Origin of the sequence: Paraglaciecola psychrophila 170 (assembly GCF_000347635.1) — a bacterium.
GTDB classification, from domain to species: Bacteria; Pseudomonadota; Gammaproteobacteria; order Enterobacterales; family Alteromonadaceae; genus Paraglaciecola; species Paraglaciecola psychrophila.
In genome coordinates this window covers 4,867,451-4,890,818 of sequence record NC_020514.1, presented here as the reverse complement: position 1 = coordinate 4,890,818, position 23,368 = coordinate 4,867,451, and the positions used below count along the sequence as shown (strand labels likewise).

Annotated in this window: 29 protein-coding genes and 1 pseudogene; 11 read left to right on the top strand and 19 right to left on the bottom strand. The window is 39.6% G+C overall.

Features of this window, described 5'->3' with window-relative positions; translation table 11 throughout:
• Nucleotides 1-11: 11 nt before the first annotated feature.
• The gene (locus C427_RS21465; protein ID WP_034900002.1) at nucleotides 12-968 is read right to left on the bottom strand and encodes a calcium/sodium antiporter; all 957 of its coding nucleotides are present in this window, start codon (nucleotides 966-968) and stop codon (nucleotides 12-14) included.
• Between the two features lie 418 nt (nucleotides 969-1,386).
• Between C427_RS21465 and C427_RS21460 the strand changes: the two genes are divergently transcribed.
• From C427_RS21460 to murA, 7 genes are read left to right on the top strand one after another with little or no spacing between them, the layout of a single operon-like run.
• Nucleotides 1,387-2,187 carry an ATP-binding cassette domain-containing protein gene (locus tag C427_RS21460; protein WP_007641412.1) on the top strand — a complete coding sequence of 267 codons (801 nt, stop codon included), beginning with the start codon at nucleotides 1,387-1,389 and terminating at the stop codon, nucleotides 2,185-2,187.
• Nucleotides 2,184-2,963 carry a lipid asymmetry maintenance ABC transporter permease subunit MlaE gene (mlaE, locus tag C427_RS21455; protein ID WP_007641411.1) on the top strand — a complete coding sequence of 260 codons (780 nt, stop codon included), beginning with the start codon at nucleotides 2,184-2,186 and terminating at the stop codon, nucleotides 2,961-2,963. The genes C427_RS21460 and mlaE overlap by 4 nt, the downstream gene beginning before the upstream one ends.
• A gap of 11 nt (nucleotides 2,964-2,974) precedes the next feature.
• Nucleotides 2,975-3,442 carry an outer membrane lipid asymmetry maintenance protein MlaD gene (gene mlaD / locus C427_RS21450; protein WP_007641410.1) on the top strand — a complete coding sequence of 156 codons (468 nt, stop codon included), beginning with the start codon at nucleotides 2,975-2,977 and terminating at the stop codon, nucleotides 3,440-3,442.
• Nucleotides 3,443-3,445: 3 nt separating this feature from the next.
• The gene (locus C427_RS21445) at nucleotides 3,446-4,117 is read left to right on the top strand and encodes an MlaC/ttg2D family ABC transporter substrate-binding protein (RefSeq protein ID WP_051075203.1); all 672 of its coding nucleotides are present in this window, start codon (nucleotides 3,446-3,448) and stop codon (nucleotides 4,115-4,117) included.
• Nucleotides 4,114-4,419: an STAS domain-containing protein gene (locus tag C427_RS21440; RefSeq protein ID WP_007641402.1), complete on the top strand. Its 306-nt coding sequence runs from the start codon at nucleotides 4,114-4,116 to the stop codon at nucleotides 4,417-4,419. The genes C427_RS21445 and C427_RS21440 overlap by 4 nt, the downstream gene beginning before the upstream one ends.
• Nucleotides 4,420-4,447: 28 nt before the next feature.
• On the top strand, nucleotides 4,448-4,705 hold the full coding sequence (locus C427_RS21435) for a BolA family protein (RefSeq protein ID WP_007641401.1): 258 nt from the start codon (nucleotides 4,448-4,450) through the stop codon (nucleotides 4,703-4,705).
• Nucleotides 4,706-4,752: 47 nt separating this feature from the next.
• A complete protein-coding gene (gene murA / locus C427_RS21430) occupies nucleotides 4,753-6,015 on the top strand; it encodes a UDP-N-acetylglucosamine 1-carboxyvinyltransferase (RefSeq protein WP_007641400.1) in 1,263 nt (420 codons plus the stop codon).
• Between the two features lie 21 nt (nucleotides 6,016-6,036).
• On the opposite strand, the gene C427_RS21425 is transcribed toward murA, so the two are convergent.
• The 3 genes from C427_RS21425 to C427_RS21415 all read right to left on the bottom strand — a co-directional run bounded on the left by C427_RS21425 (nucleotide 6,037) and on the right by C427_RS21415 (nucleotide 9,066).
• Complete coding sequence (locus tag C427_RS21425; protein WP_081589053.1) at nucleotides 6,037-7,089, bottom strand: trypsin-like peptidase domain-containing protein; 1,053 nt, start codon at nucleotides 7,087-7,089, stop codon at nucleotides 6,037-6,039.
• Nucleotides 7,090-7,197: 108 nt separating this feature from the next.
• The gene (locus C427_RS21420) at nucleotides 7,198-8,562 is read right to left on the bottom strand and encodes a DegQ family serine endoprotease (RefSeq protein WP_007641397.1); all 1,365 of its coding nucleotides are present in this window, start codon (nucleotides 8,560-8,562) and stop codon (nucleotides 7,198-7,200) included.
• 66 nt (nucleotides 8,563-8,628) lie between these two features.
• A complete protein-coding gene (locus C427_RS21415) occupies nucleotides 8,629-9,066 on the bottom strand; it encodes a ZapG family protein (RefSeq protein WP_007641396.1) in 438 nt (145 codons plus the stop codon).
• Between the two features lie 184 nt (nucleotides 9,067-9,250).
• Here C427_RS21415 and zapE point away from each other — a divergent pair, with 184 nt between their 5' ends.
• Nucleotides 9,251-10,357 carry a cell division protein ZapE gene (gene zapE / locus C427_RS21410; protein WP_007641390.1) on the top strand — a complete coding sequence of 369 codons (1,107 nt, stop codon included), beginning with the start codon at nucleotides 9,251-9,253 and terminating at the stop codon, nucleotides 10,355-10,357.
• A gap of 136 nt (nucleotides 10,358-10,493) precedes the next feature.
• On the top strand, nucleotides 10,494-11,216 hold the full coding sequence (locus C427_RS21405) for a YebC/PmpR family DNA-binding transcriptional regulator (RefSeq protein WP_007641388.1): 723 nt from the start codon (nucleotides 10,494-10,496) through the stop codon (nucleotides 11,214-11,216).
• Between the two features lie 79 nt (nucleotides 11,217-11,295).
• On the opposite strand, the gene C427_RS21400 is transcribed toward C427_RS21405, so the two are convergent.
• The 12 genes and pseudogenes from C427_RS21400 to C427_RS21355 form a co-directional block, all read right to left on the bottom strand.
• Nucleotides 11,296-11,697: an ABC transporter permease family protein gene (locus C427_RS21400; RefSeq protein ID WP_034900000.1), complete on the bottom strand. Its 402-nt coding sequence runs from the start codon at nucleotides 11,695-11,697 to the stop codon at nucleotides 11,296-11,298.
• Nucleotides 11,698-11,714: 17 nt separating this feature from the next.
• A complete protein-coding gene (locus C427_RS21395; RefSeq protein WP_034899997.1) occupies nucleotides 11,715-12,050 on the bottom strand; it encodes an ABC transporter permease family protein in 336 nt (111 codons plus the stop codon).
• Between the two features lie 5 nt (nucleotides 12,051-12,055).
• The gene (locus C427_RS28370; RefSeq protein ID WP_007641386.1) at nucleotides 12,056-12,190 is read right to left on the bottom strand and encodes a hypothetical protein; all 135 of its coding nucleotides are present in this window, start codon (nucleotides 12,188-12,190) and stop codon (nucleotides 12,056-12,058) included.
• Nucleotides 12,191-12,257: 67 nt separating this feature from the next.
• On the bottom strand, nucleotides 12,258-12,440 hold the full coding sequence (locus C427_RS21390) for a hypothetical protein (RefSeq protein ID WP_007641384.1): 183 nt from the start codon (nucleotides 12,438-12,440) through the stop codon (nucleotides 12,258-12,260).
• An 82-nt stretch (nucleotides 12,441-12,522) separates the two neighbouring features.
• Entirely contained in the window at nucleotides 12,523-12,780 is a 258-nt protein-coding gene (locus C427_RS21385) for a hypothetical protein (RefSeq protein WP_007641382.1), read from the bottom strand.
• Entirely contained in the window at nucleotides 12,771-13,007 is a 237-nt protein-coding gene (locus C427_RS28925; protein ID WP_015431315.1) for an ATP-binding cassette domain-containing protein, read from the bottom strand. The genes C427_RS21385 and C427_RS28925 overlap by 10 nt, the downstream gene beginning before the upstream one ends.
• An 83-nt stretch (nucleotides 13,008-13,090) precedes the next feature.
• Nucleotides 13,091-13,300: an ATP-binding cassette domain-containing protein gene (locus C427_RS28365; protein WP_015431314.1), complete on the bottom strand. Its 210-nt coding sequence runs from the start codon at nucleotides 13,298-13,300 to the stop codon at nucleotides 13,091-13,093.
• A gap of 148 nt (nucleotides 13,301-13,448) precedes the next feature.
• Nucleotides 13,449-14,468 (bottom strand): 5'-methylthioadenosine/S-adenosylhomocysteine nucleosidase family protein, encoded by a 1,020-nt coding sequence (locus C427_RS21375; RefSeq protein WP_007641380.1) that lies wholly within the window; start codon nucleotides 14,466-14,468, stop codon nucleotides 13,449-13,451.
• 1,015 nt (nucleotides 14,469-15,483) lie between these two features.
• The gene (folE, locus tag C427_RS21370; RefSeq protein WP_007641377.1) at nucleotides 15,484-16,038 is read right to left on the bottom strand and encodes a GTP cyclohydrolase I FolE; all 555 of its coding nucleotides are present in this window, start codon (nucleotides 16,036-16,038) and stop codon (nucleotides 15,484-15,486) included.
• Nucleotides 16,039-16,181: 143 nt separating this feature from the next.
• Nucleotides 16,182-16,367, bottom strand: coding sequence for a hypothetical protein (locus tag C427_RS21365; RefSeq protein ID WP_007641376.1), 186 nt, complete (start codon nucleotides 16,365-16,367; stop codon nucleotides 16,182-16,184).
• Nucleotides 16,368-16,413: 46 nt separating this feature from the next.
• On the bottom strand, nucleotides 16,414-16,842 hold the full coding sequence (locus C427_RS21360) for a CopD family protein (protein ID WP_007641375.1): 429 nt from the start codon (nucleotides 16,840-16,842) through the stop codon (nucleotides 16,414-16,416).
• 8 nt (nucleotides 16,843-16,850) lie between these two features.
• Nucleotides 16,851-18,555 (bottom strand): annotated as a pseudogene (locus C427_RS21355) (chloride channel protein).
• A 132-nt stretch (nucleotides 18,556-18,687) separates the two neighbouring features.
• Between C427_RS21355 and C427_RS21350 the strand changes: the two are divergent.
• Both C427_RS21350 and erpA read left to right on the top strand, forming a co-directional pair.
• Nucleotides 18,688-19,446: a DUF6776 family protein gene (locus C427_RS21350; RefSeq protein WP_007641373.1), complete on the top strand. Its 759-nt coding sequence runs from the start codon at nucleotides 18,688-18,690 to the stop codon at nucleotides 19,444-19,446.
• Nucleotides 19,447-19,559: 113 nt separating this feature from the next.
• A complete protein-coding gene (erpA, locus tag C427_RS21345; RefSeq protein WP_007641372.1) occupies nucleotides 19,560-19,904 on the top strand; it encodes an iron-sulfur cluster insertion protein ErpA in 345 nt (114 codons plus the stop codon).
• Between the two features lie 101 nt (nucleotides 19,905-20,005).
• Here the strand turns inward: erpA and C427_RS21340 are convergent, their stop codons facing one another.
• Genes C427_RS21340 through astA form a run of 3 tightly spaced genes read right to left on the bottom strand, consistent with a single transcriptional unit; the run spans nucleotide 20,006 to nucleotide 23,358 of the window.
• Nucleotides 20,006-20,824, bottom strand: coding sequence for a DUF1338 domain-containing protein (locus tag C427_RS21340; protein ID WP_007641371.1), 819 nt, complete (start codon nucleotides 20,822-20,824; stop codon nucleotides 20,006-20,008).
• Nucleotides 20,825-20,848: 24 nt separating this feature from the next.
• Entirely contained in the window at nucleotides 20,849-22,321 is a 1,473-nt protein-coding gene (gene astD, locus C427_RS21335) for a succinylglutamate-semialdehyde dehydrogenase (RefSeq protein WP_007641370.1), read from the bottom strand.
• 2 nt (nucleotides 22,322-22,323) lie between these two features.
• Nucleotides 22,324-23,358, bottom strand: a complete 1,035-nt coding sequence (gene astA / locus C427_RS21330) for an arginine N-succinyltransferase (RefSeq protein WP_007641363.1) — start codon at nucleotides 23,356-23,358, stop codon at nucleotides 22,324-22,326.
• Nucleotides 23,359-23,368: the final 10 nt, after the last annotated feature.

Below are 23,368 nucleotides of genomic sequence, written 5' to 3'. Positions count from 1 at the left end.
GAGTTGCTGTATTAACTAAATAATAAAAATTGATAAGCACCGAAGCAAGTAATTAGACACAAACCTTCTATGCGATTGATACATCGGCTTCCTTTTAAATTAAAACTAAATACGATGAGTAGTATCGTTAGCGCTAACATTACGTAACTGTCACGTGTTGCAGCATTCTCATCTACCACTCCGGGTGCAATGAGGCCTGGCATTGCCAGTACTGCCAAGATGTTAAAAATATTTGAGCCAATGATATTACCCAAAGCTAAATCATCTTCATTTTTTAACACACCTGCAATACAGGCAGCCAATTCTGGCAAACTTGTACCAATAGCGATAATAGTTAAGCCAATTACTAATTCACTTAAGCCAAAGTATCGTGCTATCACTTCCGCAGAATCTACCATAAAATAAGCGCTCAGAGGCAATAGTATCATGCCCACTATTAACCACATCACTGCCCGAGAAGTTGTTACACCGGAGGGAATTTCATTTTCAGTTTCTGGTTGTAAAGGATCTCCTTTTTCCATATGAAAAGATATCCAAGTGAGTCCGCCTATAACAACAAAGAATAAGGTGATTAAGATGATCCCTTCAATCTTGAGTAATAGAAAGTCGGATAAAAAATATACAGCGAGTAAGGTGACCAGTAATAATACGGGCATCTCTTTTTTTAGCGTGCTTGAAGCAATCGATAGAGGTTTAAGCAGTGCGGTCAAGCCTAACACTAAGGCGATGTTAGTAATATTTGAACCAAGAGCGTTACCTACTGCAGTATCGGTGTTGCCATTGAATGATGCGGTGGCTGCTACCATAATTTCTGGAGCCGATGAACCCATGGCAACTATCGTCAGGCCGATGATCATAGGCGATACGCCTATGTTTTTAGCTAGCACTGAGGCGCCAAAGACAAATCTATCTGCGCCCCAGCTCAAAATAATAAGCCAAATCAGGAAATAACAAGCTTCTAAAATCACAAAGTTTCACTTCTAGTTTTATAGGGGTTAAAAATAATCGGATTCAATTGTCGCAAAAAGCTAAGGTTTTGCATATGAATGTTAAAATAAATTATTTTCGCAATACTTTTGCCAATCTAAGGGTCTAGATCAACATATATACGTATAACAAGTTGATATATGTACCAACTGTTACGAAAGCAAGTGTGTATAATATATTTGATTTATTCTGACTAGAAATGACAGCCTGAAAATGCACCAATAAACTAACATCGATGATGAGTGTTAAGCTGATATTCAGCGATAGTTGTATTAAATGAAATATAACTTGTTACTTTTTGACTTTGTTATTTTATGCAGAAAACTAATACAATACACACTTTATTTCTGGGTGTTTTATACTTCGCACGATTAACTAAAATGGAATGTTTGTATCTGAATGGAAAATTTGATTGAAATCAACAATCTAACCTTTAGCCGTAGTGGTCGAATTATTTACGACGATATTTCACTACAAATTAAAAAAGGTAAGACCACCGCTATTATGGGCCCCAGTGGCATTGGAAAAACCACTATGTTGCGGTTGATAGGCGGCCAATTGGTGCCTGATAAAGGTGATATTAAATTTAAGGGGGAGTCTATTCCAGGGATGCGTCGCAACCGCCTATTTGAAGTGCGCAGACAAATGAGTATGTTATTTCAAAGTGGTGCATTATTTACCGACATGTCGGTGTTTGACAATATCGCTTTCCCGTTACGGGAGCATACAAAATTATCCGAATCCGTTATTCACACATTGGTCATGCTCAAATTACAAGCGGTGGGTTTAAGAGGTGCGGCAGAATTGATGCCTGCTGAATTATCCGGAGGCATGGCACGCAGAGCAGCACTCGCAAGAGCGATTGCTTTGGATCCAGAGTTGATTATGTATGACGAGCCATTCGGAGGGCAGGATCCTATTTCAATGGGGGTCTTAGTAAAATTGATCAAAGCTTTAAACGATGCCTTGCAATTAACCAGTGTTGTTGTGACTCATGATGTGACTGAAGTATTAACTATTGCAGATTATATTTATATTTTGGCAGAACAAAGAGTTATCGGCAGCGGTACTCCTGAACAAATCAAAAACAGTGATTCGCCACTAGTGCAACAGTTTTTACAGGGGCAAGCAGACGGTCCTGTTCCTTTTCATTATCCTGCGACAAATACGGCTGAAGCTTTTTTGGGTAGGACATCATGAATTGGTTAGTAAATTTAGGGGAATACACACTTAACCGCTTAGAAATGTTCGGTCGAGCCACATATATGTTGTTTGGCGCTATTATTGCCAAACCTCAACCTTTAAAGATGATCCCACTGATTATCAAACAAATACATGTAGTCGGTGTTCAGTCACTGCTTATTGTAGTGGTTTCAGGTTTGTTTATTGGCATGGTAATGGCGCTGCAAGGCTACACCATTTTAGTTAGCTATGGTGCTGAAGGCAGCTTAGGGCCGATGGTCGCCTTATCATTGCTTAGAGAATTAGGTCCAGTGGTCACCGCTTTATTGTTTGCGGGACGCGCAGGTTCGGCACTCACAGCTGAAATCGGTTTAATGAAAGCGACTGAACAACTCAGCAGTTTAGAAATGATGGCGGTTGATCCACTTCGAAGAATAATTGCGCCGCGCCTTTGGGCAGGCATTATTTCGATGCCAATGTTAGCGCTAATTTTTAGTGCGGTTGGCATTTTAGGTGGGCATCTGGTAGGTGTGGATTGGTTAGGCGTAGATACTGGCAGTTATTGGTCTATCATGCAGTCCACGGTGGATTGGAATAAGGACGTGGTGAACGGCATTATAAAGACTATAGTGTTTGCTTTTGTGATTACCTGGATCGCCACCTTTAAAGGGTATGATTCTGTACCTACCTCTGAAGGTATAAGTAAGGCAACAACAGAAACAGTGGTATTTTCTTCGTTAGCGGTACTTGGGCTAGATTTTATATTGACTGCATTAATGTTTGGAATTGAGTAAAGGAAATGGGAATGAAATCTAGAAAATCGGAATTATTGGTGGGTGTATTTGTCGCTTTGACGATAGCAGCAGGTTTGATGTTAGCACTCAAAGTCGCCAATCAAAGCATGTCGAGCAGTGAAGATACATACATACTGTATGCAAAGTTTGACAACATCGGAGGGTTAAAGGTCCGCTCAGCAGTCAAAGTAGGTGGGGTAACAGTAGGCAGAGTCGACAACATTACGCTTAATAATAGCGACTTCACCCCATTGGTGACCATGAGTATTTCCTCAGAATTTAACCAGTTTCCAGAAACCAGTTCGGTATCTATACTTACCTCAGGTTTATTAGGAGAGCAATATATTGGTTTTCAACCAGGTTTTGTAATTGATGGCATTGAAAACTTGGCTGAGGGTGACTACATAGAAGACACAAAATCAGCTTTAGTATTAGAAGACCTTATTGGTCAATTTTTATTTAGTAGCAACGACGGTTAATTGATGCCGTTGATTGGAGAAAATAACGTGATAAATAAATGTGCACTTCTACTACTGGGTATACTGTTAATTTTTAGCTCCGGCGCAGTACCAGCGCAAGATCAAAATCCTTATGTCATGTTGGAAGATGTAGCAACCAAAACTTTCAGCAGGATTAAGGAGGAACGTCAGCTTATAGAACAAAACCCTGAGCTTCTTCGAACGGTTATGGAAGAGGAATTGCTGCCTTATGTGGATTATAATTTTTCCGCATTAAAGGTTTTAGGTAAGCATTATAAAAAAGTACCAAGAGAAAAAATTCCAGAATATATCAGTGTATTTCGTTCATATTTAATTACTACTTATGCACTGGCTATGGCCTATTATGATGGACAGGACGTCGAATTTCAGCCAGTTCGAGAAGTGACTGATGAGAGAACGGTGACGGTTAGAGCGGTCGTTAAAGAGCCCGGTCGTCCAGATATAAATTTAGCATTTAAATTACGTAAAAATAAAAAAACTAATGAGTGGAAAGCTTACGATATGGTTGCCGAAGGTATAAGCCTTTTGTCTAGCAAGCAGAGTGAGTTCCAATCTATATTGCGACAGGATGGCATTCAAAAAGTAATCGATTTAATGAATAATACTATTAGTAGACCTATTAACATTGACACAGACAAAAAGGAAAGTGAGTGACTAAATTGCAAGTGATTGAGTCACCCACAGGTTATTTCACTTTAAAAGGTGAGTTGAACCGAAACACTATCCCAAGGTCAGTGGCACTGGCAACATTAGAAAAAAGAGCAAACAAGCAAGGCTCCTCGACCCTAGATATGTCAGGTGTGAGTCACACTGATACTGCAGGGTTAGCTTGGTTGATGAACTTTTTAAAAGGTAATCAACAACAAAATGTGCATTTTGAGCTAATAGGTATCCCAAAAAGCCTGATAAAGCTTGCAAAAATAAGCGACGTAGACAGTTTTTTGTCGGTACAATAGCTGCCTATTTTACTCATCTGGACATGTAATGGATAATCAACAAATCGAAGCTCTTTTGCTTGAAACATTAAGCTTGGCTGAAGCGCATGTAAGTGGTGATGGATCTCATTTTCAAGTGATCGCCGTGAGTGATCAATTTGAAACTATGAGTCGGGTCAAAAAACAGCAGTTTGTATATGCACCTTTAGTCGCAAAAATTGCTGAAGGTAGTATGCATGCCGTTTCTATTAAGACTTTTACTGAAAGCCAATGGAAACGCGAAAAAATGTTTAATCTTCCTCAATAGTATCTATCACTCCCCCTCATCTTAGCCATATCAAATAGAGTGTATCTATGGACAAATTAATTATTGAAGCTTGCCCACCGCTGAATGGGATTGTAACTATTTCAGGTGCCAAAAATGCTGCATTGCCTATTCTAATGTCAAGCATTCTTGCAGACTCCACATGTTATTTCGATAATGTTCCAGAGCTGAGAGACATACACACAAGTCTATCTTTGTTAAATGAGCTAGGTGCTAAATCTTATCGTCAAGATGGGCAATCGGTGGTAATTGACCCTAGTTCTATTGATAACTTCAATGCTTCTTACGAATTAGTCAAAACCATGCGCGCATCCATTCTGGTGTTGGGACCACTTCTAGCTAAGTTTGGGCAGGCAAATGTGTCGTTACCCGGTGGTTGTGCCATAGGCGCACGTCCAGTGAATTTACATCTTCAAGGTCTTGAACAAATGGGGGCCAAAATTGATGTGGATAATGGTTACATCAGGGCGTCTGTGAATGGAAAATTACGTGGCGCTCACATATTTATGGATGTGGTAAGCGTTGGCGCCACCGAAAACTTAATGATGGCTGCGTGTTTGGCGCAAGGTGAAACCATTTTAGAAAATGCCGCTAAAGAGCCCGAAATTGTTGACTTGGCTCAATGCCTAAATGCGATGGGCGCTAAAGTATCAAATGCGGGAACTGATAAAATTGTGATTCAGGGAGTTGAATCTTTATCAGGGTGTCGTTATCGAGTATTGCCAGACAGAATCGAAACGGGCACGTTTTTAATCGCAGCTGCTGTCACGGGTGGAAAGATCCGTTGTGAGCAAGCGGCGCCAAAGACCCTCGAAGCAGTACTAGATAAATTGACTAAGGCCGGTGCCAAATTAACTGTTGGTGATGATTGGATTGAGTTGGATATGACAGATAGACAACTTATTAGTGTTGATATTAAAACGGCGCCTCATCCTGGATTTCCAACTGATATGCAAGCGCAGTTTGTGGCGCTTAATTGTTTGGCTGAAGGAACAAGTGTGGTGACTGAAAATATTTTTGAAAATCGCTTTATGCATGTACCTGAATTACAGCGAATGGGTGCCAATATTTCTTTGCAAGCCAATAGCGCTATATGCAATGGCAAGTCATCTTTAAAGGGTGCTCAAGTTATGGCAACTGATCTGAGGGCTTCGGCAAGTTTAGTGATCGCAGGACTGGTTGCTGAAGGGGAAACCACAGTAGATCGTATTTACCACTTAGACCGAGGTTATGAACACATCGAGACAAAGTTAAATGGTTTAGGTGCCAACATCAAAAGAGTTAGTGGATAACTAAACAAGTAACCATTAACGTTATTGTAATTCTGCAACTAGCATATCCAATTTCAGAACTGTGCCATCTCTGTTCACCTCAAAAGTGACAGTGTCACCTGGCACAGTATCGGCAATGTAATCTAATGTATCGCGAATACTATTGGCAGAAATGTCATTTACAGACAATATAAGGTCTCTAATCTGCAAACCACCCTGTTCGGCTGGACTTCCTTGACCTACAGCTGTAACCATAATCCCAGCGCTTGATGGTCCAGATTGTTGACCTACAAACCCTAATGCTCCACGAGTAACTTTACCCGTAGCGATAATCTCACCCATGACCTTCTTGGCTAGATTGTAAGGTACGGCGAAAGACACGCCATCAACTGATTCAACTCGACTCCGGCTGATACGAGTTTTGAAATTAGCATTGTTGATGCCTATCAAAAAGCCTTCACTGTCTACCAGTGCTCCACCAGAGTTGCCCTCATTAAGTGCTGCGTCTGTTTGAATATAATCGAAATAATTATTTAGCTCGTTATTACTAATCCGGCTAACAATACCTTTGGTGACTGTTTGTCCTAGGTTGTAGGGGTTACCCAAGGCTAACACTACGTCTCCAACTAGAGTTTTAGGATCATCTAGTTGCGGAACAGGGTGTAAATTTTCAACTGATATATTGAGTACCGCTAAATCTGTTATCGGATCGTAACCAATTATGTGAGCTTCTTCGAGACGTCCATCTTGTAATCCCACCAAAATAAGCTTGGCATTTGCAATGACATGATAACAAGTCAGTATATAACCAGTCGAAGTCATAATCACTCCAGAACCCAGGCTGGTTCGTTCAATTGGTTGTCGACGATTATAGCCGCTCCTTTCGATGCTTTGACTATAGATGTTAACTACCGCGGGACCTGCTGCGTTGACTGCTGGATTAAAGCTAAGTTTTTTTGAGCTCTCTTGCTCAGTGAATAACGTCAGTGGTAGACCGCTACCTTGACGTAAATCGGGGACCAGCAATAGGATGATCGAAGAAATTATCACGCCTATAAGAATAGATTTTAGTAAAAAAGATAAGGATTTTAACACAGGTAATATTAAATATTTTTTACTTCAGGTGATATTAATAATAACATTGAAATCAGTGAGTTGATAGCATCACTAAGACTTAGTGATGCTATCAATCATCAGTTTTTATTAACGGATCACCAAATACAAAGAAGAGATACCGCGCTTAACATTGAGTGCAATGACGCCTTTTGCCTCTTCTAGTTCAGTTCGTAATTGAACAATGTTATCTACCTTCTTTCGGTTAATGCCGATTATTACGTCACTATCTTGTAAACCAATCCGACTCGCTGGAGAACGTGATTCAATATTTGAAATAACTATCCCATTATCGCCTAGTTCAGATTTACCGTTGGTTAAAGTTGCACCCTCTAAAGCTGGGTGAATTTCTTTGGCAACCACCAGATTTTGGGTTGCATCACCAAGTACAACATTAATCCTTTCGCGTTTGCCTTTACGTAATATTGTTAATTCAAGTTCAGCACCTGCGCCTCTGCTGGCGACTTTTGCTCTTAACTCTTGGAAACTCGATACGGATCTGTCATTAATTTCTGTAATGATGTCACCGGCCTGAATACCACCTTTTTCTGCTGCTGAGTCGGGCGAAACTTCAGTTACAAATGCACCTTGGTTGACATCTAAGTTCATCGCATCGGCCAGGTCAGAGTCGATATCTTGGCCCCCGATACCAAGTAAACCACGTCGTACTTCGCCAAACTCTATAATCTGGTCGACTAAACTTTTCATCATATTGCTTGGTATGGCGAAACCAATGCCTACGTTGCCGCCGTTAGGTCCAAAGATAGCAGTATTAATCCCAACTAATTCACCGCGAAGACTCACTAACGCTCCACCTGAGTTGCCACGATTGATCGCCGCATCAGTTTGAATAAAATTCTCATATCCACCAATATTTAAACCCGATCGACCAAGCGCGCTGACAATCCCCGAAGTTACTGTTTGATTCAGACCAAAAGGGTTACCAATAGCCACAACAAAATCGCCCACTCTCAACTCATCTGAATCAGCGAGAGGCATTGCAGTCAATGCATCAGGCTCTATTTTTAGTAACGCAATATCACTTTGGTCATCGGCACCTAATTTCTTTGCTTTAAACTCGCGACCATCAGTTAGCTTAACGATAATCTCGTCAGCGTTGTCTACCACGTGATTATTTGTTACCACGTAGCCATTCTTCGCATCAATAATGACGCCAGAACCAAGTCCTTTAAAAGGTCTTTCTTGAACTTGCTCCTCTGTTCCTCCAAAAAAGTGTTTGAACATTTCAGGCACACGTTGCCGTGAAACTTGCGTTCCTTCAACAGAAATACTGACAATAGCCGGAGTGGCTTCATCTAGCATCGGCGCTAGACTAGGTACTTCTACTTTATCACTTGAAAAGAAGGGTATTGCAGCGTTGGACACTAAGCTGACCGACATGCTCGCAGTCACTACGCAACAAACCACTAAAAAACGATTTACAACTTTATTCATCGGTTATCATCTCCAACATCTAAATTTAAAAACAATACAAGGACTATCTTGGTGTCGAAAAGTTCATTATTTGCTTTCTTTGGCGGGCACTTCTTTTGTGCCAGAGAATAACCCTGAACTTTGTGAAGAAAAATCTAAGGGCTGTATATCTGCATTCAATTTTTCTCGTGTAGGTTTGGTGCTTTTATTACGCAAATAAGCGGTTGTGTGCTCGCCAAAATAGCTCAATGAACTTCGTTCTGGTCCAGCCTTTTGGCTAATTAGTAGCTGCTCATAAGCGTCAATCTGTTGCTTTAATATGGCTGATTGAGCGTTTAGGTTTTCTGCAATTTGCTTGGTTTCTTTAATATGCTCAGCAGCTTGCTGGTTCATTAATTCTTGAATTGTTTGCTCACTCTCGGCTTTATCTGTGGAACGTTGATTATCCTTGTTGACATATTTCGCAACAAAAAAACCAATGATTCCGCCAACTGCTAACAACAATAATCCCACCAATAAATCCATAACATCTCCTATTTAAAACTTATTTTTGCCTATTTGGATCACTACTTTTTTAATAATTTATAGAGTATTGACCATGAGCATACTTGCTATATTTGTTATTATACGCCCAGCATTTTCAATGCGGTCATTTTATTTGTATTCAAGTGTTAAAAACACCCACATGTGAAAGGAAAAGTACCAAAGAATGATTGAGTTTACACCATGGCAAAAATATCAAAGCGATCTACAACACCCTGAATTTCTATATGATGCCGCGCAGGAAAACGCAGTTAAAGAATTACAACGATTGTATGATGAATTAACACATCCTGAGATAAAGCTTACGTGGAGAGTAAAGTTACAGAGTAAGTTTGGTAAAGGGATGCGTAAACCTAGTATTCAAGGGGTATATTTTTGGGGAGGAGTAGGGCGCGGCAAAACCTACCTGGTTGACACCTTTTATGAATGTTTACCTTTTAAAAGAAAGATGCGCATCCATTTTCACCGCTTTATGCATAGAGTGCATCAAGAACTGAAAACATTAGAAGGTCAACCAGACCCATTAAAAACAATAGGAAAAACGTTCGCCAAAGAGACCAAAGTGATTTGTTTTGATGAGTTTTTTGTTTCTGACATAACAGATGCAATGATTTTAGGCACCTTGATGGAAGAGCTTTTTGGTCATGGGATAGTGTTAGTTGCCACTTCAAACATTTTACCAGATGAGCTGTATCGTAATGGTTTGCAGCGAGCAAGGTTTTTACCAGCGATTGAATTAATCAATCAAAATACACGTATTGTTAATGTAGATAGTGGTGTGGATTACCGCCTGAGAACCCTAGAGCAGGCGGAGATTTTTCATTATCCATTAGATGAAAAATCCAATCAAAATTTGCATAAATATTTTATACAACTAGCCCCCGAACTAGGGTCTGAAAATCAAGAAATACAAGTTGAAGGTCGGATGATCCCAACGTTACATTATGCTGACGGGGTTGTGATGTTTGAGTTTCGTGATATTTGTGATGGCCCCAGAAGCCAAACTGACTATATGGAAATAAGTCGCCTATATCACACTGTATTAATTGCTAATGTAGAGCAGATGGGACGAACCACCGATGATATTGCTCGGCGTTTTATTGCTATGGTGGATGAATTTTATGAGCGAAATGTTAAGTTGATTATGTCAGCTGAGGTGTCCATGGAAACTCTTTATTTAGATGGCCAACTTAATTTTGAATTTAGACGTTGCTTAAGTAGGTTAAAAGAAATGCAATCTCATGAATACCTTGCATCACAGCATGTTCCTTAACAAAAAGGTGAATTGTCGAATGGGTTTTGTTATCTGACTTGAATATCTGTAAAATCCTTCATATTAAATCTAATCGGGGTAAGCCAGTAGCGCTAAACCCGTTAGAAGTGAATAACTATTAGAAGAGAATACATAAATGGGAAGAAAGTTCGAAGTACGCAAAATCTCTATGGCTAAGACCGCTGGAGCGAAAACCAAAGTCTATTCTAAATATGGCAAAGAAATTTATGTAGTTGCTAAAAATGGTGGCATAGATCCCCAAGCAAATTTGGCGCTTCGTCGGCTAATCGAAAAAGCTAAAAAAGACCAAGTTCCCAGTCATGTTATTGACAAGGCAATTGACAAAGCAGCGGGCGGCGCGGGTGAAGATTATGTACCTGCTCGTTATGAAGGCTTCGGTCCTGGTGGGTGTATGGTGATTGTTGATTGTTTAACCGACAACAACAATCGTACTATAACTGATGTACGAAATTGTTTTACTAAAACAGGCGCTAAATTAGGTGTCGAAGGTTCAGTAGGTCATGTGTTTGATCATCAAGCTGTATTTGCCTTTAAAGGCGATGATGAAGATGCGGTACTCGAAACGTTGATGGAGGCTGATGTTGATGTCACCGAAGTAGAGTGTGAAGAAGGAATGGTCACTGTTTATGCTCCTCACACAGAATACAATAATACTCGGACTGCACTGACCGATGATAGCCCCGATATTGAATTTGAAGCAGATGAAATCACCTTTATTCCACAAACAGAATCTGTTGTTAGTGGTGATGATGTAGCTACTTTTGATAAATTTATGGATATGCTAGAAGACTGTGACGATGTGCAACACGTGTATCACAATGCAGTGATTGAGCGTTAAACTATGCCATCATCATTAAAAGCTGAGCTTTTGTTCAGCTTTTAATGAATCACTATGGATTGCTTTTTAACATACAACGCTAAATATCCGCCCAATCTGGCTCCTTACCAAACAAGGTGATGTTGGGTCTAAACACTCTGGCGGCAAATAAACGAACGTAGTAGACGCCCACCACTAAGAATACCAATGATAAACCGACTTGCCAGACTGGCACACTCATTGAAACGATACGCATAGGCATAAAGCTGACAGAGGTAAGAGGCACTAAAGACAATACTTTGGTTACCTGGCCATTGGGTTCTCCCATAACAATAAAAACTAACATAACCGGTAACATGGGTAGCAACATCAACCCAGTTTTCCCTGAGTGATTAGGGTCATCTATGGTCGCAGCAAAACCAACAATTACATAATTCCAAAACAGCACACCTGTTACACAAAAAATTAAAATCTGTATTACTACTGTGGATGACACATTCATAATTTCGCTACCACCGTCTAAAAAACGGCGACGCCAGTAAACACAATTGCCATCATAAAACATGTGGTCAACAGTCTTTTAATACTCGACAGACACAGGCCTAATGCTTTGCCGTCGCCCCATTCTTGATGGCTTATGCAGGTGAGTAATTGTTCGATAATACAGTGTTGTTTTTCTTGTGTCACAGAAGTGAGTGATAAACCAAAGCTAGTTAAAACGGTCATCGCACTTAAGATGGCTGCAAGCAGTCCAAGCACTTTTACACTGCTGCCCATCACTTCTTCTGCTTGATTTACAAACGTCATGAATATCGGGTTCTGTAATTTTTCTAATTGTTCCGGGCTAATGTCCATCGCCCTTAACAATATATTTTTTGTTCAGCAACCAGTGCTTGTTCTAATTCTTGTTGCCAAAAACTTTGCTGAGCAATATACAGAATAAACTCTTCTGACTGCTCAACCTTTAATATATTTTCCAGCGATAATTCAGCCATCTTCTCGAATAGTTGTTGCTCTTCGATGCTAATATCTGGCGAAGACAGTACAAATTTACTGTTTAGTTCAGTCTCTAACTTGACTTATAACGGCTAAACTAACGGTTTTCTGGGTGCTTGATTGGCTCCACATCTGAACAGCAAAAATTGCTGCATAGATTAATAACATTAAAAAATAGCCTATTAATTCCTGTTTCCATTTAAAGTTGCGCATAAATTCCCAGCGCGTAACTGAAAGCACCTTATCCATTATGCGACTCCTTCGACACTGTTAATGTATATGTCATGTAAACTGGGTTGTTCAGTTTGTAAGCTTTCAATTTGATGCTCGGTTAACATATTTGTAAAAACTGAGGAACATGGTATGACGGTGCCAAAATGAGTTGAATGGTGATGTTATCAGTACTGATGACCTGCAAGATTTGCCCGGTTAGTAAAAAAGATTCAATGCTGACTGGATCACTAAATTTCACCGTTAAATTGATTCCTAGTTGCGCTACTTGGCAAATATTTTTAATCGAACCATATAATGTTGCCTTATCTTTATTCATCAAAATAAACCTGTAGGCTAATTTTTCTACTAAAGACATTTGTTGGGCGCTGGAATAATGGTGGTACTTTGTTGTCTTAACAACTGCAGAAATGATATGACTTTTTCCTGGTTAACGGGGTCTAAACCAGAGAAAGGTTCATCAAGAAATACGATTTTAGGTCGGTGAACGATGGTACTTATCAATTGCACCTTTTGTTGATTACCTTTAGATAGGGTTTTCAGTTGGTCTTTTGTCGCTCTGCTAAATTGAAGCTGGTTAGCCACATTTCAGCATGCTGTGATACATTTACTTTTGACATCCCTTTTAGCTGACCCATATAAACTAGGGTGTCTTGGATGTTGCTCTCTTAATATATCCATCGTTCTTCGGGTAAATACCCAATGTCGCCACTGACTAATTTGGGTATCTTTTGTCCTTCAATATTTGCAAACTTCATTCCAGTATCAGTGTAAGTTAAGTCGATTAACATACAAATTGTGGACGATTTACCTGCACCATTTGGCCCAAGCAAAGCGAAAATTTCTCCCGATTTAACTTCAAAAGATAAATCATCCACTGCGAGAACTTCAGCATATTGTTTTCTAATCTGTTTGACTGATAATTACACTCCGTATCCTTTCAATCATACGAGTAGTTTAATTCAGTTTACCCTTTGTAAAATTCCCTATATAAGCTCAATTGTTTCAAAAAATATTATTGGCCAGTTATTGGGCTAATTGTGTTGCAACAATTTGATCAAGTAGACCAATCATTAATTTTGTACCGGTACCTGAAGCAATACCATCAAACACATTTTCAACATTTTTGCCGTGTTGTCCGCCCGCTAAATCACTAATAGATCGAATAATTACCCAATCTACGTCATTAACAAAACAGACTTGCCCAACAGCAGCTGATTCCATTTCAGTAACTTGAGCGTTGTACACGCGTTGTAACCAATTGCGGTACTCGGCGTTATCAAGAAACACTGAGCCTGTGACACCATTACCGCCTACTTTGATTTGAATAGGTTTTCCGGAAGGCATATTAATAGGACTCACCGCTTTGACTGCTTTTTTAGCCAACTCGACTAATTCAGGTGTGGCGCTAAAGTAGGGCATTTGTTTAGGCTTATCCCAGCCTTGTTTAACTATCGTCATTTCTTCTGGATGAATGAAGCCAAAGTTTTCATAAGCGGGTGAATGGGGATCTTGCCTGCGCCTTTCTTTGTATCTTTCAAGTGCACTTTCATAATAATCAGGTAATACAAAACTACCGGCTTTTTTAGGATCAGGATTGACATAGACGGATTCATCATGGAAGTACCAACGCTCTGGTACGGAGATGTCACCGGGTTGAAAATCAGGATTAACTGCACCAGCTATACCCATCATTACCACTCGGTCTATAGGGAAATAATCCAATGCCATCTGCATAGTCATAGCCGCATTAGGTACACTTATACCTGTAGTAAATATCACCACAGGCTCTCCTTTGTAAGAACCCAGTTGGTATTTGACCCCCTTGATAATCATTGTTTCATTAATTTGAGCATCCGCCAGTTGACTGAACGCTTCATCAATAGCTTTAATTTCTGGGGCGTAGGCGGCAACAATCGCGGTCCATTTATTTTCATCTGAAAATTCTTTTGGCCCGTAAGCGCTATTATCTTTTGCAAAAGTATTGTGAATAATTAATAAGAGGCTAAAAATAACAAATAAATGGATACTGACTTTTTTAAACATAGTGTCTTTCTCGTATATGAAATGTGCTTATGCCCCTTAAAAGTGCAAAGCAATAGTAGAAACCTGGTTAAGTCGTCATTATAAAATGTTAACTGCACCAGCTTAGAGAGCTTGTTGTCTCCGGCGCAAATTTATGAAAAATTCATGCCAATAATTTGCGGCAGGTTATTAAGGCCTATTTATTTTTCAAATTCAACCTCAATGTAATCCGTGGTGCATGCACTGAGGTTGAACCTTTGGTCTATAACCAATGTTAAATGATTGTATGTTATTTCTAATGTGTTATTGGTTGAATCCAAGGGTTTCCCATTTAGAATAACGAAAATTCAGCAACGAAGCCCTGTATAATTACTAAACTTAGATACGGAATTGGCTCTTGGATGAAAACCAAGTCAAAGGCAAACGTTACAGCAAACTTCGATTTAAAAATTGGCGATGAGGTTGTTTCTCTTGCGTAACGGTTCCCGACAATAAGGTATCAGCTTTTGAGTTAGTACAGTTTATCAGTTACTTACCAATCAGATTGTTTCTCACTCAATAGAACAAAGCGTAAAAGCAAAAAAAATATCAGCTGTAAAGATGGCTGTGCATCTTGCTGCTCCCAGCGTGTGCCCGTTACCGAGCTTGAAGTGCGGCATATAGCCAATGTTGTTAAGCGTATGCATTAGTCTCGCCAGTCACGGATCCGCCAGTGCTTCGCTGACTCCCTGGCTGCATTAGCCGCTGCTGGGACAGAGGAGCCTTTGAAAGAGATTACAAACCTATATAAGGAAAGCCACAGGGACATCGGGGTAAAATACTTTTCAATTGCCCCTTTCGACGAAAAATCACCAGGCTGGATACCTATGTCGTATTGCCTCTATTGGGCGAAATCGGACAAGAAAAGGCTGAGAAAAAATCAGTCAAACTATGGCTACAGGAATTTGTAAGTCTGAGAACAAATCGAAGGCTCTAACATTCACAAACAGCTGGAAATTGAACCTAGATGTTAAACACGTTTTTGCCTTTCATAGGTTTATTTACCGATTAAGCGCAAAAATTCATTACGGGTGGCATCAGATGTGCGCATAGAGCCTAACATCACTGAAGTTATCATAGAAGAATTCTGCTTTTGTACACCGCGCATCATCATACACATGTGTTTACCTTCCATAATCACCCCTACACCTGTAGCGCCAGTCACTTTTTGCACGGCATCGGCAATTTGTTTGGTTAACCCTTCTTGGATTTGTAAACGTCTAGCGAACATATCAACAATGCGAGCAAACTTTGATAACCCCAACACTTTGCCATTGGGTAGGTAGGCAATATGGCAACGTCCGATAAAAGGTAAAATATGATGTTCACACAATGAGTAGAACTCGATGTCTTGTATAATGACCATTTCATCTGTGTCTGCTTCGAAAATAGCCCCATTTACAACGCCATCTAAATCTTTTTGATAACCATCAGTTAAAAATTGCATTGCTTTGGCCGCGCGTTGGGGCGTATCTACTAATCCACCGCGGCTAACATCCTCCCCTAAGATTGAAAGGATATCTGAATAGTGGCCGGCTAATTTATCTGACATGTAATTTGACTCTTAGAACAGTGGTATTAATGAGTATGAGTATTTGGTACTGGAATAACCCATAACTGGATTCTCCGATCATAACATTTTCTGAGGATAGTATTAAATACCAGCGCCATATTTATGTCTGTTGGAATGCTAAATTATTTATAGTTTTTACTTATTTGCAGCATAGATTGACGGATTTGTAGCATATAGTGATCGAGGGCAGATTTGGCATCTTCATAGGCTTGAGCGTGATTTTCAGATGCTGGATTCTGTTTATATTCTTCAAATGCCGCGTCAGTCTGGACAGCTAAATGCTTGAGTCGTTTATGATTGACATCCATGTCGACTCTCCTGAATTTTTATAGAGTATTGGTATTGAGCAAAAATTTAGAAATATTTTACAATCGCTAGAACGATAATAGCTAAAACAATCAAAACTGGTGCTTCATTTAAAAAACGGAAGAAGCGTGAAGAATGTGTATTTTCATCTTTAGAAAATTTTCTTACTAATACAAACAAGTAGCCATGGTAAGCATATAACACAGTGACTAAAATTAGTTTAATATGTAGCCATTTGGATGTAACAAACCATTCTTTTCCATATAAATTGATTAACCATACCCCAAATACTAAGGTCAATAAGGCAAAAGGTGTAACAAAATACCAGAGTCGCTTTTCCATTATTTTGAACTGATCTTTCACTTCCTGTATATCTGTCTGTGCGTGATAGACCATCAGTCTAGGCAAATAAAACAAGCCTGACATCCAAGCAACCATAAAAAATACGTGTAGTGCTTTTATCCAAAGTAACATCATTGTGCTTCCTAGTAACTTGCTTTATGTAGGTGGTGTCTGAGTGTTTTCCAAGTAATAATACCTAATATTTCTTCTGAGGTTGAAAATATATATACCGCACCATTTCTGTTAACTTCTAATAAGCTATAAACTTCAGCTAGCGTAGCTTGAAAATTGACCCCTTGCATTGGAATAAAGTTTAAGCGCATTGCTTCACCGTCTTTTCCTTTGTCATATTCAATTAATGAATATGTAGCAGTCCCTTGTATATCAACTGAATGTTGAACTATGGCGTTATGATGTTCCTTATCCAATATGCTTATTAGCTGCTCGTTGTTGTTGTTATCCTCAATACCTTCATTATTTTTCTTAAAAAGTTTAAATTCCTTGTTCATAACAGCTAATACGCCAGTCTTTTGCAGCGATTCCATAACGGAAGAAATGGTATAAGGTAACTTTTGATAATCTAATTGCTGAGTAAAAATAGAGCTATTACCTAAAAAACTGTGTAGAAGTCACATACGCAGGCACTATCACCAGGATCGTTGGGAGAATCATCTCTGGACTGTAGGATAACTCCATAACTGCTGATAATGCCGCTAATGGTGCATGAATAACTGCCGTCATCAGCCCGGCCATTCCCAACAGAGAAAAGCTGCCATTTAAGTTACTGACGTCATCTAATAAAAAACCTAGTGGGAAGGCAAGAATAACACCACTTAGCATCCCTATAACAAACACTGGGCCGATTATGCCTCCAGGGATCCCTAGGCCGATTGCAAAGATAGTTAATAAAAACTTGGCCGCGACCACTCCGATTAGCAACTGAATATTTTCATTTTGTGCGATTAAAACGTGTGCAGAGTGGAAATGTGCACCTAACGCATCTGGTAAAATATATCCTACTGCGCCGGTAATGAGCCCCGCAATTAATAAGCGACGAACCATATTTATACGGCTAAAACCGCTGATGACCAGCATCAATGTTTTATTAAACAATGACGCAAGGCAGCCTAGTAAGATACCAAAGATGATCAAGTATATGTAAATCCAGCGGCTGAATTCGTTGAATTGAATAAAAGATAACTCTTGTGCCTCACCAAAAAAAATACGTGTTAATACTGTGCCGCAAGCTGCAGCCAGCATAACGGGAATAAAAATATGGATTTTGTATTCTCGCAACACAACTTCCATAACAAAAATTACGGCTGCAAATGGTGTGTTGAAAGAAGCAGAGATACCGGCTGCAATACCACATCCAGATAAAATGCGAATACTGTTATGAGGAAACTTCAACCATTGACCAAAAAAGCTGCTGCCGAATGCACCTAAATGCACAGATGGCCCTTCTCGGCCTACCGAAAAACCACTGACTAAAGCTAAAGTTCCCCCAAAGAACTGGTTAATCGCTGTTCTAAAAGGAATATGCCCATAGTAGTGTTTGATTCTATGGATAACAAAAGGGATCCCCATGCGATAGTGTTTAAATCCTGTCAGATAAGCAATTAGCACTATAGCTATGGCGCCTATACAAGGAAGAAAAAAACGCATGAGTGGGTCTAAAGCGCCGAAATCATTTACCTCAGGTAAGAATAATTTTTGCAGCCATTCAACGCTTAAACGGAATATAATAATTAAGGATGCGGCGCAAATTCCACCCACAATACCGATAATACACAGCTGTATAGACGTGCGTGGTGTGGCTAGTTCTTGTCTAAAAGTGTTGAGGTTCACAATTACAAATGGGCTGATAACTGAGATTTAAAACATTCTATCACAAGTCACTGTATTTTATAGAGTTAATCTTTTTCATACAGCCATAAAATTAAATGTTTGATAAATCAATCGACTATTTTAAAGGACTAAATGATAACATTATATCAACGAGGCAAAGTTTTACCGCTTTTAAAAGGGCATAAATTGATTATTTCTGAACTTAAAAATAAATTTGGCGCATTTCAATTTTATTTGATTCTAATAGTGATGATTGCGGTCACTGTGTATCTAGGTTTTTTCTGGGGTAATGCGAATTACACTCAACAACAAATGACAATATCCACACATGAAAAAAGCATTTATAACCTTAAGTTGGAAAATGAAAAGCTGATTAAAAATTTAAACATCCTAGGGGTTGAACTCGAGGTTGCAAAGCTGACTCAACAGCAACACTTTATTGAAATTGGAAAAAGCATTGACGTTGAAAAAGACTTGCGCACCCAACTCGCTTTTTATCAACAAGTAATGGCACCAGAATTGAATGAACAAGGTTTTCTGATTGAGGGGTTTAATCTAGAGCCTGCGTTGAGTGATAATTCTTTTCGATTTGAATTAGTTTTGATGCAACAAAATAAAACCAAAAATACCCTTAAAGGTAATTTAAAAGTTACTTTAATCGGCAGTGAAAATGGTAAAGCTAAGCAATATACATTGGATTCTATGTTGTCTGATCAAGAGCAAAAAAGTTTGACCTTTAGCTTTAAATATTTTCAGGTCATTGCCGGAGAGATAAGTTTACCAGAAGGTTTTCAACCAGAGCAAGTATCCGTACATGCTGATATGTTTCAGTTTAAACGCAAGAAAGGCGAGTTAACCACCGTATTCGATTGGGTCATTAACCCCTACTAGGCTTAACAGAACTGATTCTGAATTAATTAGTCTTAGTGAATACTTGACCATATTAGTCAAGTACTAGATAATCTACCCAATAAAAGTCATTCAATTTTTTACTGAGGCAAGTTATGACAGTGCAAATCGCGTTACCTATTGAATTTTCTGATGCTGCCGCTAGAAAAGTAAAAACGTTGGTGGAAGAAGAAGAAAATCCAAATCTTAAACTACGTGTGTATGTGACCGGTGGAGGCTGTTCTGGCTTCCAATACGGATTTACCTTTGATGAAAAGGTCAATGAAGGTGACACCACAATAGATAAAAACGAAGTAACTTTAGTGGTTGACCCCATGAGCTTACAATATTTGGTGGGCGGAGAGGTTGATTACACTGAAGGATTAGAAGGTTCTCGCTTTTTAGTGACGAACCCTAACGCAACAACCACATGTGGTTGTGGTGCTTCGTTTACCGTCTAGTGTGAGTTTAACAATTCCTGAAACATAAAAAAGCCAGTTGTTACACAACTGGCTTTTTTATTATATTGTTATAACGTTTTCGTAGTTAGCTATTTGTACGTTCAAATATTGGTGCTTTCAAATATTTTATCTGCAGAAGCGGCTACAAAACCTTGGTATAACTTTCCAGTTGGCATCTTGTAACGCTGAGCGAATTCATAAAAACAGCTAGGTACTAATTTCTTGCAATTAGTGAACTGTACTTCTATTTTGTCTGCCATAGTAGATGACTGAGCCAATAAAACCTCTGGACCCCCTTTGATTTCACCGCCTGAAGAATTAAGTATAAAACCTTCACTTTTTAATAGGGTGTTTATTTGTGCCAGAGATTGAAAATGCCCCATGTGATTTAAGCTCACAGTAAAATGATTCGCCCTAAATCCCCAAACTGACATCCAAGCTGCATATTCAGAGTGTGCAGCTAAAACATCATATTCTTGTGGACTGACTTGCCAATGTGTACCTGAATACAAGAAGTTGTCCTGCGCCGCAGCATCATCAGAAATGTTATCCGTCATTTTCAGAATAATTTGCTGCACATCAAAAGGCATATCTTCAACTATAAGTTCACTAATAAATACTTTGGGATGAGTATCATCTGTATGTTCAAAGTGTTTAGCACGTAGCTTTTTTTCTACAAACTCATATTGGCCTTGCTCGGTGTAACCTAGTGCTAGGAAATGTGCTGCAAGTTTATCCAAGTTGATTTTTTCTATATTAAAAGTGCGCAGTGCAATATGGTCATTAACTAATTTAGACGTTTTACCCAAATGTTTAGACTCGTATCCTTCCAACAAGTCATGAACTTTTTTTGCCGAAGGCGTAATAATTAGATAATCTTGCCATAAATGGCTAAACAATCTATCAATTTTGTTATGCATAGCGCTAAAACTCTCGTTCTAAAATTAAATACTTAATCCTGGACTCAACGTATCAGGTAGTGTTGTTTTTTCTAATTCTACTGAAGCAACTGGGTAAGAACAGTAATCAGCAGCGTAGTAAGCACTCGCTCTATGATTGCCACTATCGCCAATCCCACCAAAAGGTGCTGCACCACTGGCGCCAGTAATAGGCCTATTCCAGTTAACTATTCCAGCACGAATACGCTGATAAAAATGTTCGTAGTCTGCTTGATTATCGGCCAATAACCCTGCGGATAATCCAAAGCTAGTATTGTTGGCCTCATCAATGGCTTGGTCAAAGTCAGTATAACGAATGACTTTAAGTAAAGGACCAAAATGTTCTTCATCTGGCATATCCTTAATGATGTCAGTCACGTCAATAATACCTGGACTAACAAAACCAGACTCAATATCTAGATGCTTAAGCTCGACTAAGGATTTCGCCCCAAGGGTGAGCAACTGTTGTTGTGCTTTGACCATTAAAGACGCGGCATGTTGTGAAACCATTGCGCCCATAAAAGGCTGTGCTTCGGCATCATACATCCCAACTTGAATGTTGTTAGTGGCTTCAATCAATTTATTCATAATGACATCACCAGCTTCACCCTGTTGAATAAACAAACGGCGCGCGCAAGTACAACGTTGACCAGAAGTGACAAAGGCTGATTGGATAATATCGTGCACTACAGCTTTGATATCCGCCGCATCTTTGACTATTAGTGGGTTATTTCCACCCATCTCCAAGGCCAATATTTTTCCAGGATGCCCAGCAAATTGCTCGTGTAACAATCTACCAGTACGCGAACTACCGGTAAAAAACAGGCCATCTAATCCACTATGAGAGGCAAGTGCTTTGCCTGTTTCTACTTCACCTTGAACCATGTTCAATACCCCAGCAGGTAAACCAGCTTGCTGCCACAGTTCTAAGGTTTTTTCTGCTACCAAAGGCGTAAGATCGCTTGGCTTAAAAACAATAGTATTACCTGCTAATAGTGCAGGAACGATATGTCCATTGGGTAAATGTCCTGGGAAGTTGTATGGACCAAATACCGCGACTACGCCATGGGGTTTGTGGCGAATAAATGCTTTACCTAAGGGCATGGCATTTTCTACTGTACCGGTTCGCTCATGGTAAGCTTTTTCTGACAAAGCAATTTTACCTATCATAGCGCCTACTTCAGTTGCCGTTTCCCATAATGGTTTGCCCGTCTCTTGAGCAATACTCAAAGCAATAGCTTGTTTATTCTGGGCGAGTAATTCTGCGAACTTTTTAACAAAAACTAAGCGCTCATCAAACGTCAGATTACTCCAAGAAGCAAATGCCGAGCGGGCAGCCTTGACGGCTGAATTAACTTGTTCTTGAGATGCCGATTTAGCCTGCCAAATGACGTTTTTCTTTGCAGGATCAATTGATTTTATGTCGTGACCTTCACCAGCTAACCAGTTGTCAGCGATAAAATGTGTGTGCGTATTCATGATTATGTCCTGAAATGAGTAGGTGCAAAGCGAATATAGTCGCCATCACTTACACCGAGTGCGGCGGCGGCCTGTTGACCAATAGTAGCAAGTTCAGTATCTATATCGATAAGCAGTGTTGTGCACACTCCACGAAAGTCTTGAACAGTAGTATTGATAACAAAAAATGTTGGTTGACTGTCATCAATGTTACCCGTCACTTTGATCTGCATTTTTCTACTAGCTTGCGCACTGCGGATATGTTCTAAATTAGCTTCAACGGTGGGACCCGCGTCAAAAATATCTACATAACCTCTGCAACTAAAACCCTCTTGTTCAAGAAGTTGTAATGCGGGTTTGGTTTTTTCATGTACTTGACCAATCACGGCCTGGGCTTGTTTACTTAGCAGGTTGACATAAATGGGGTATTTTGGCATAAGCTCAGCGATGAACTGTTTTTGACCAATACCAGTGAGGTAGTCTGCTGTAGGGAAGTCCATTGAAAAGAAATGTTCTTCTAACCACTGCCAGAAAGGTGATTGGCCATTTTCATCATTAATTCCGCGCATTTCGGCTATGATAGTCTCAGCAAAACGGTTTCTATGTTCCATCATAAACAAAAAACGAAACTTGGATAACAATCTACCGTTTAAGCCTTCTCTTGCACCCTGGCGCAGAAATAATGTACATATTTCAGAGACCCCCGTGTAATCGTTACATAGGGTAAGAATATCAACATTATTGTAGATTTCTAGCTCTCGTGATGCATGCACCACCTTACTTAAATGGTAATGATAAAATGCATCGTTCAAACCTACACCGGCCACAATACCGCTAGTCCCCACCACTTCTTGGGTGTCCTGGTCTTGCATTACAAACAAATAGCTTTCATCTGCTGGCTCGGCAACATCTTTGGCAAAGGCTTGTACTGACTTGTCTATCTTACTTCTAAGCAAAACTTCGTTTACTGGCAACGACGTAAAACCTACCCCAGATTCTTGGGCAATTTCATTCAGTGACGAATAATCATCAGGATGGATTGGGCGAATAATTTTCATGTTCGCTTAC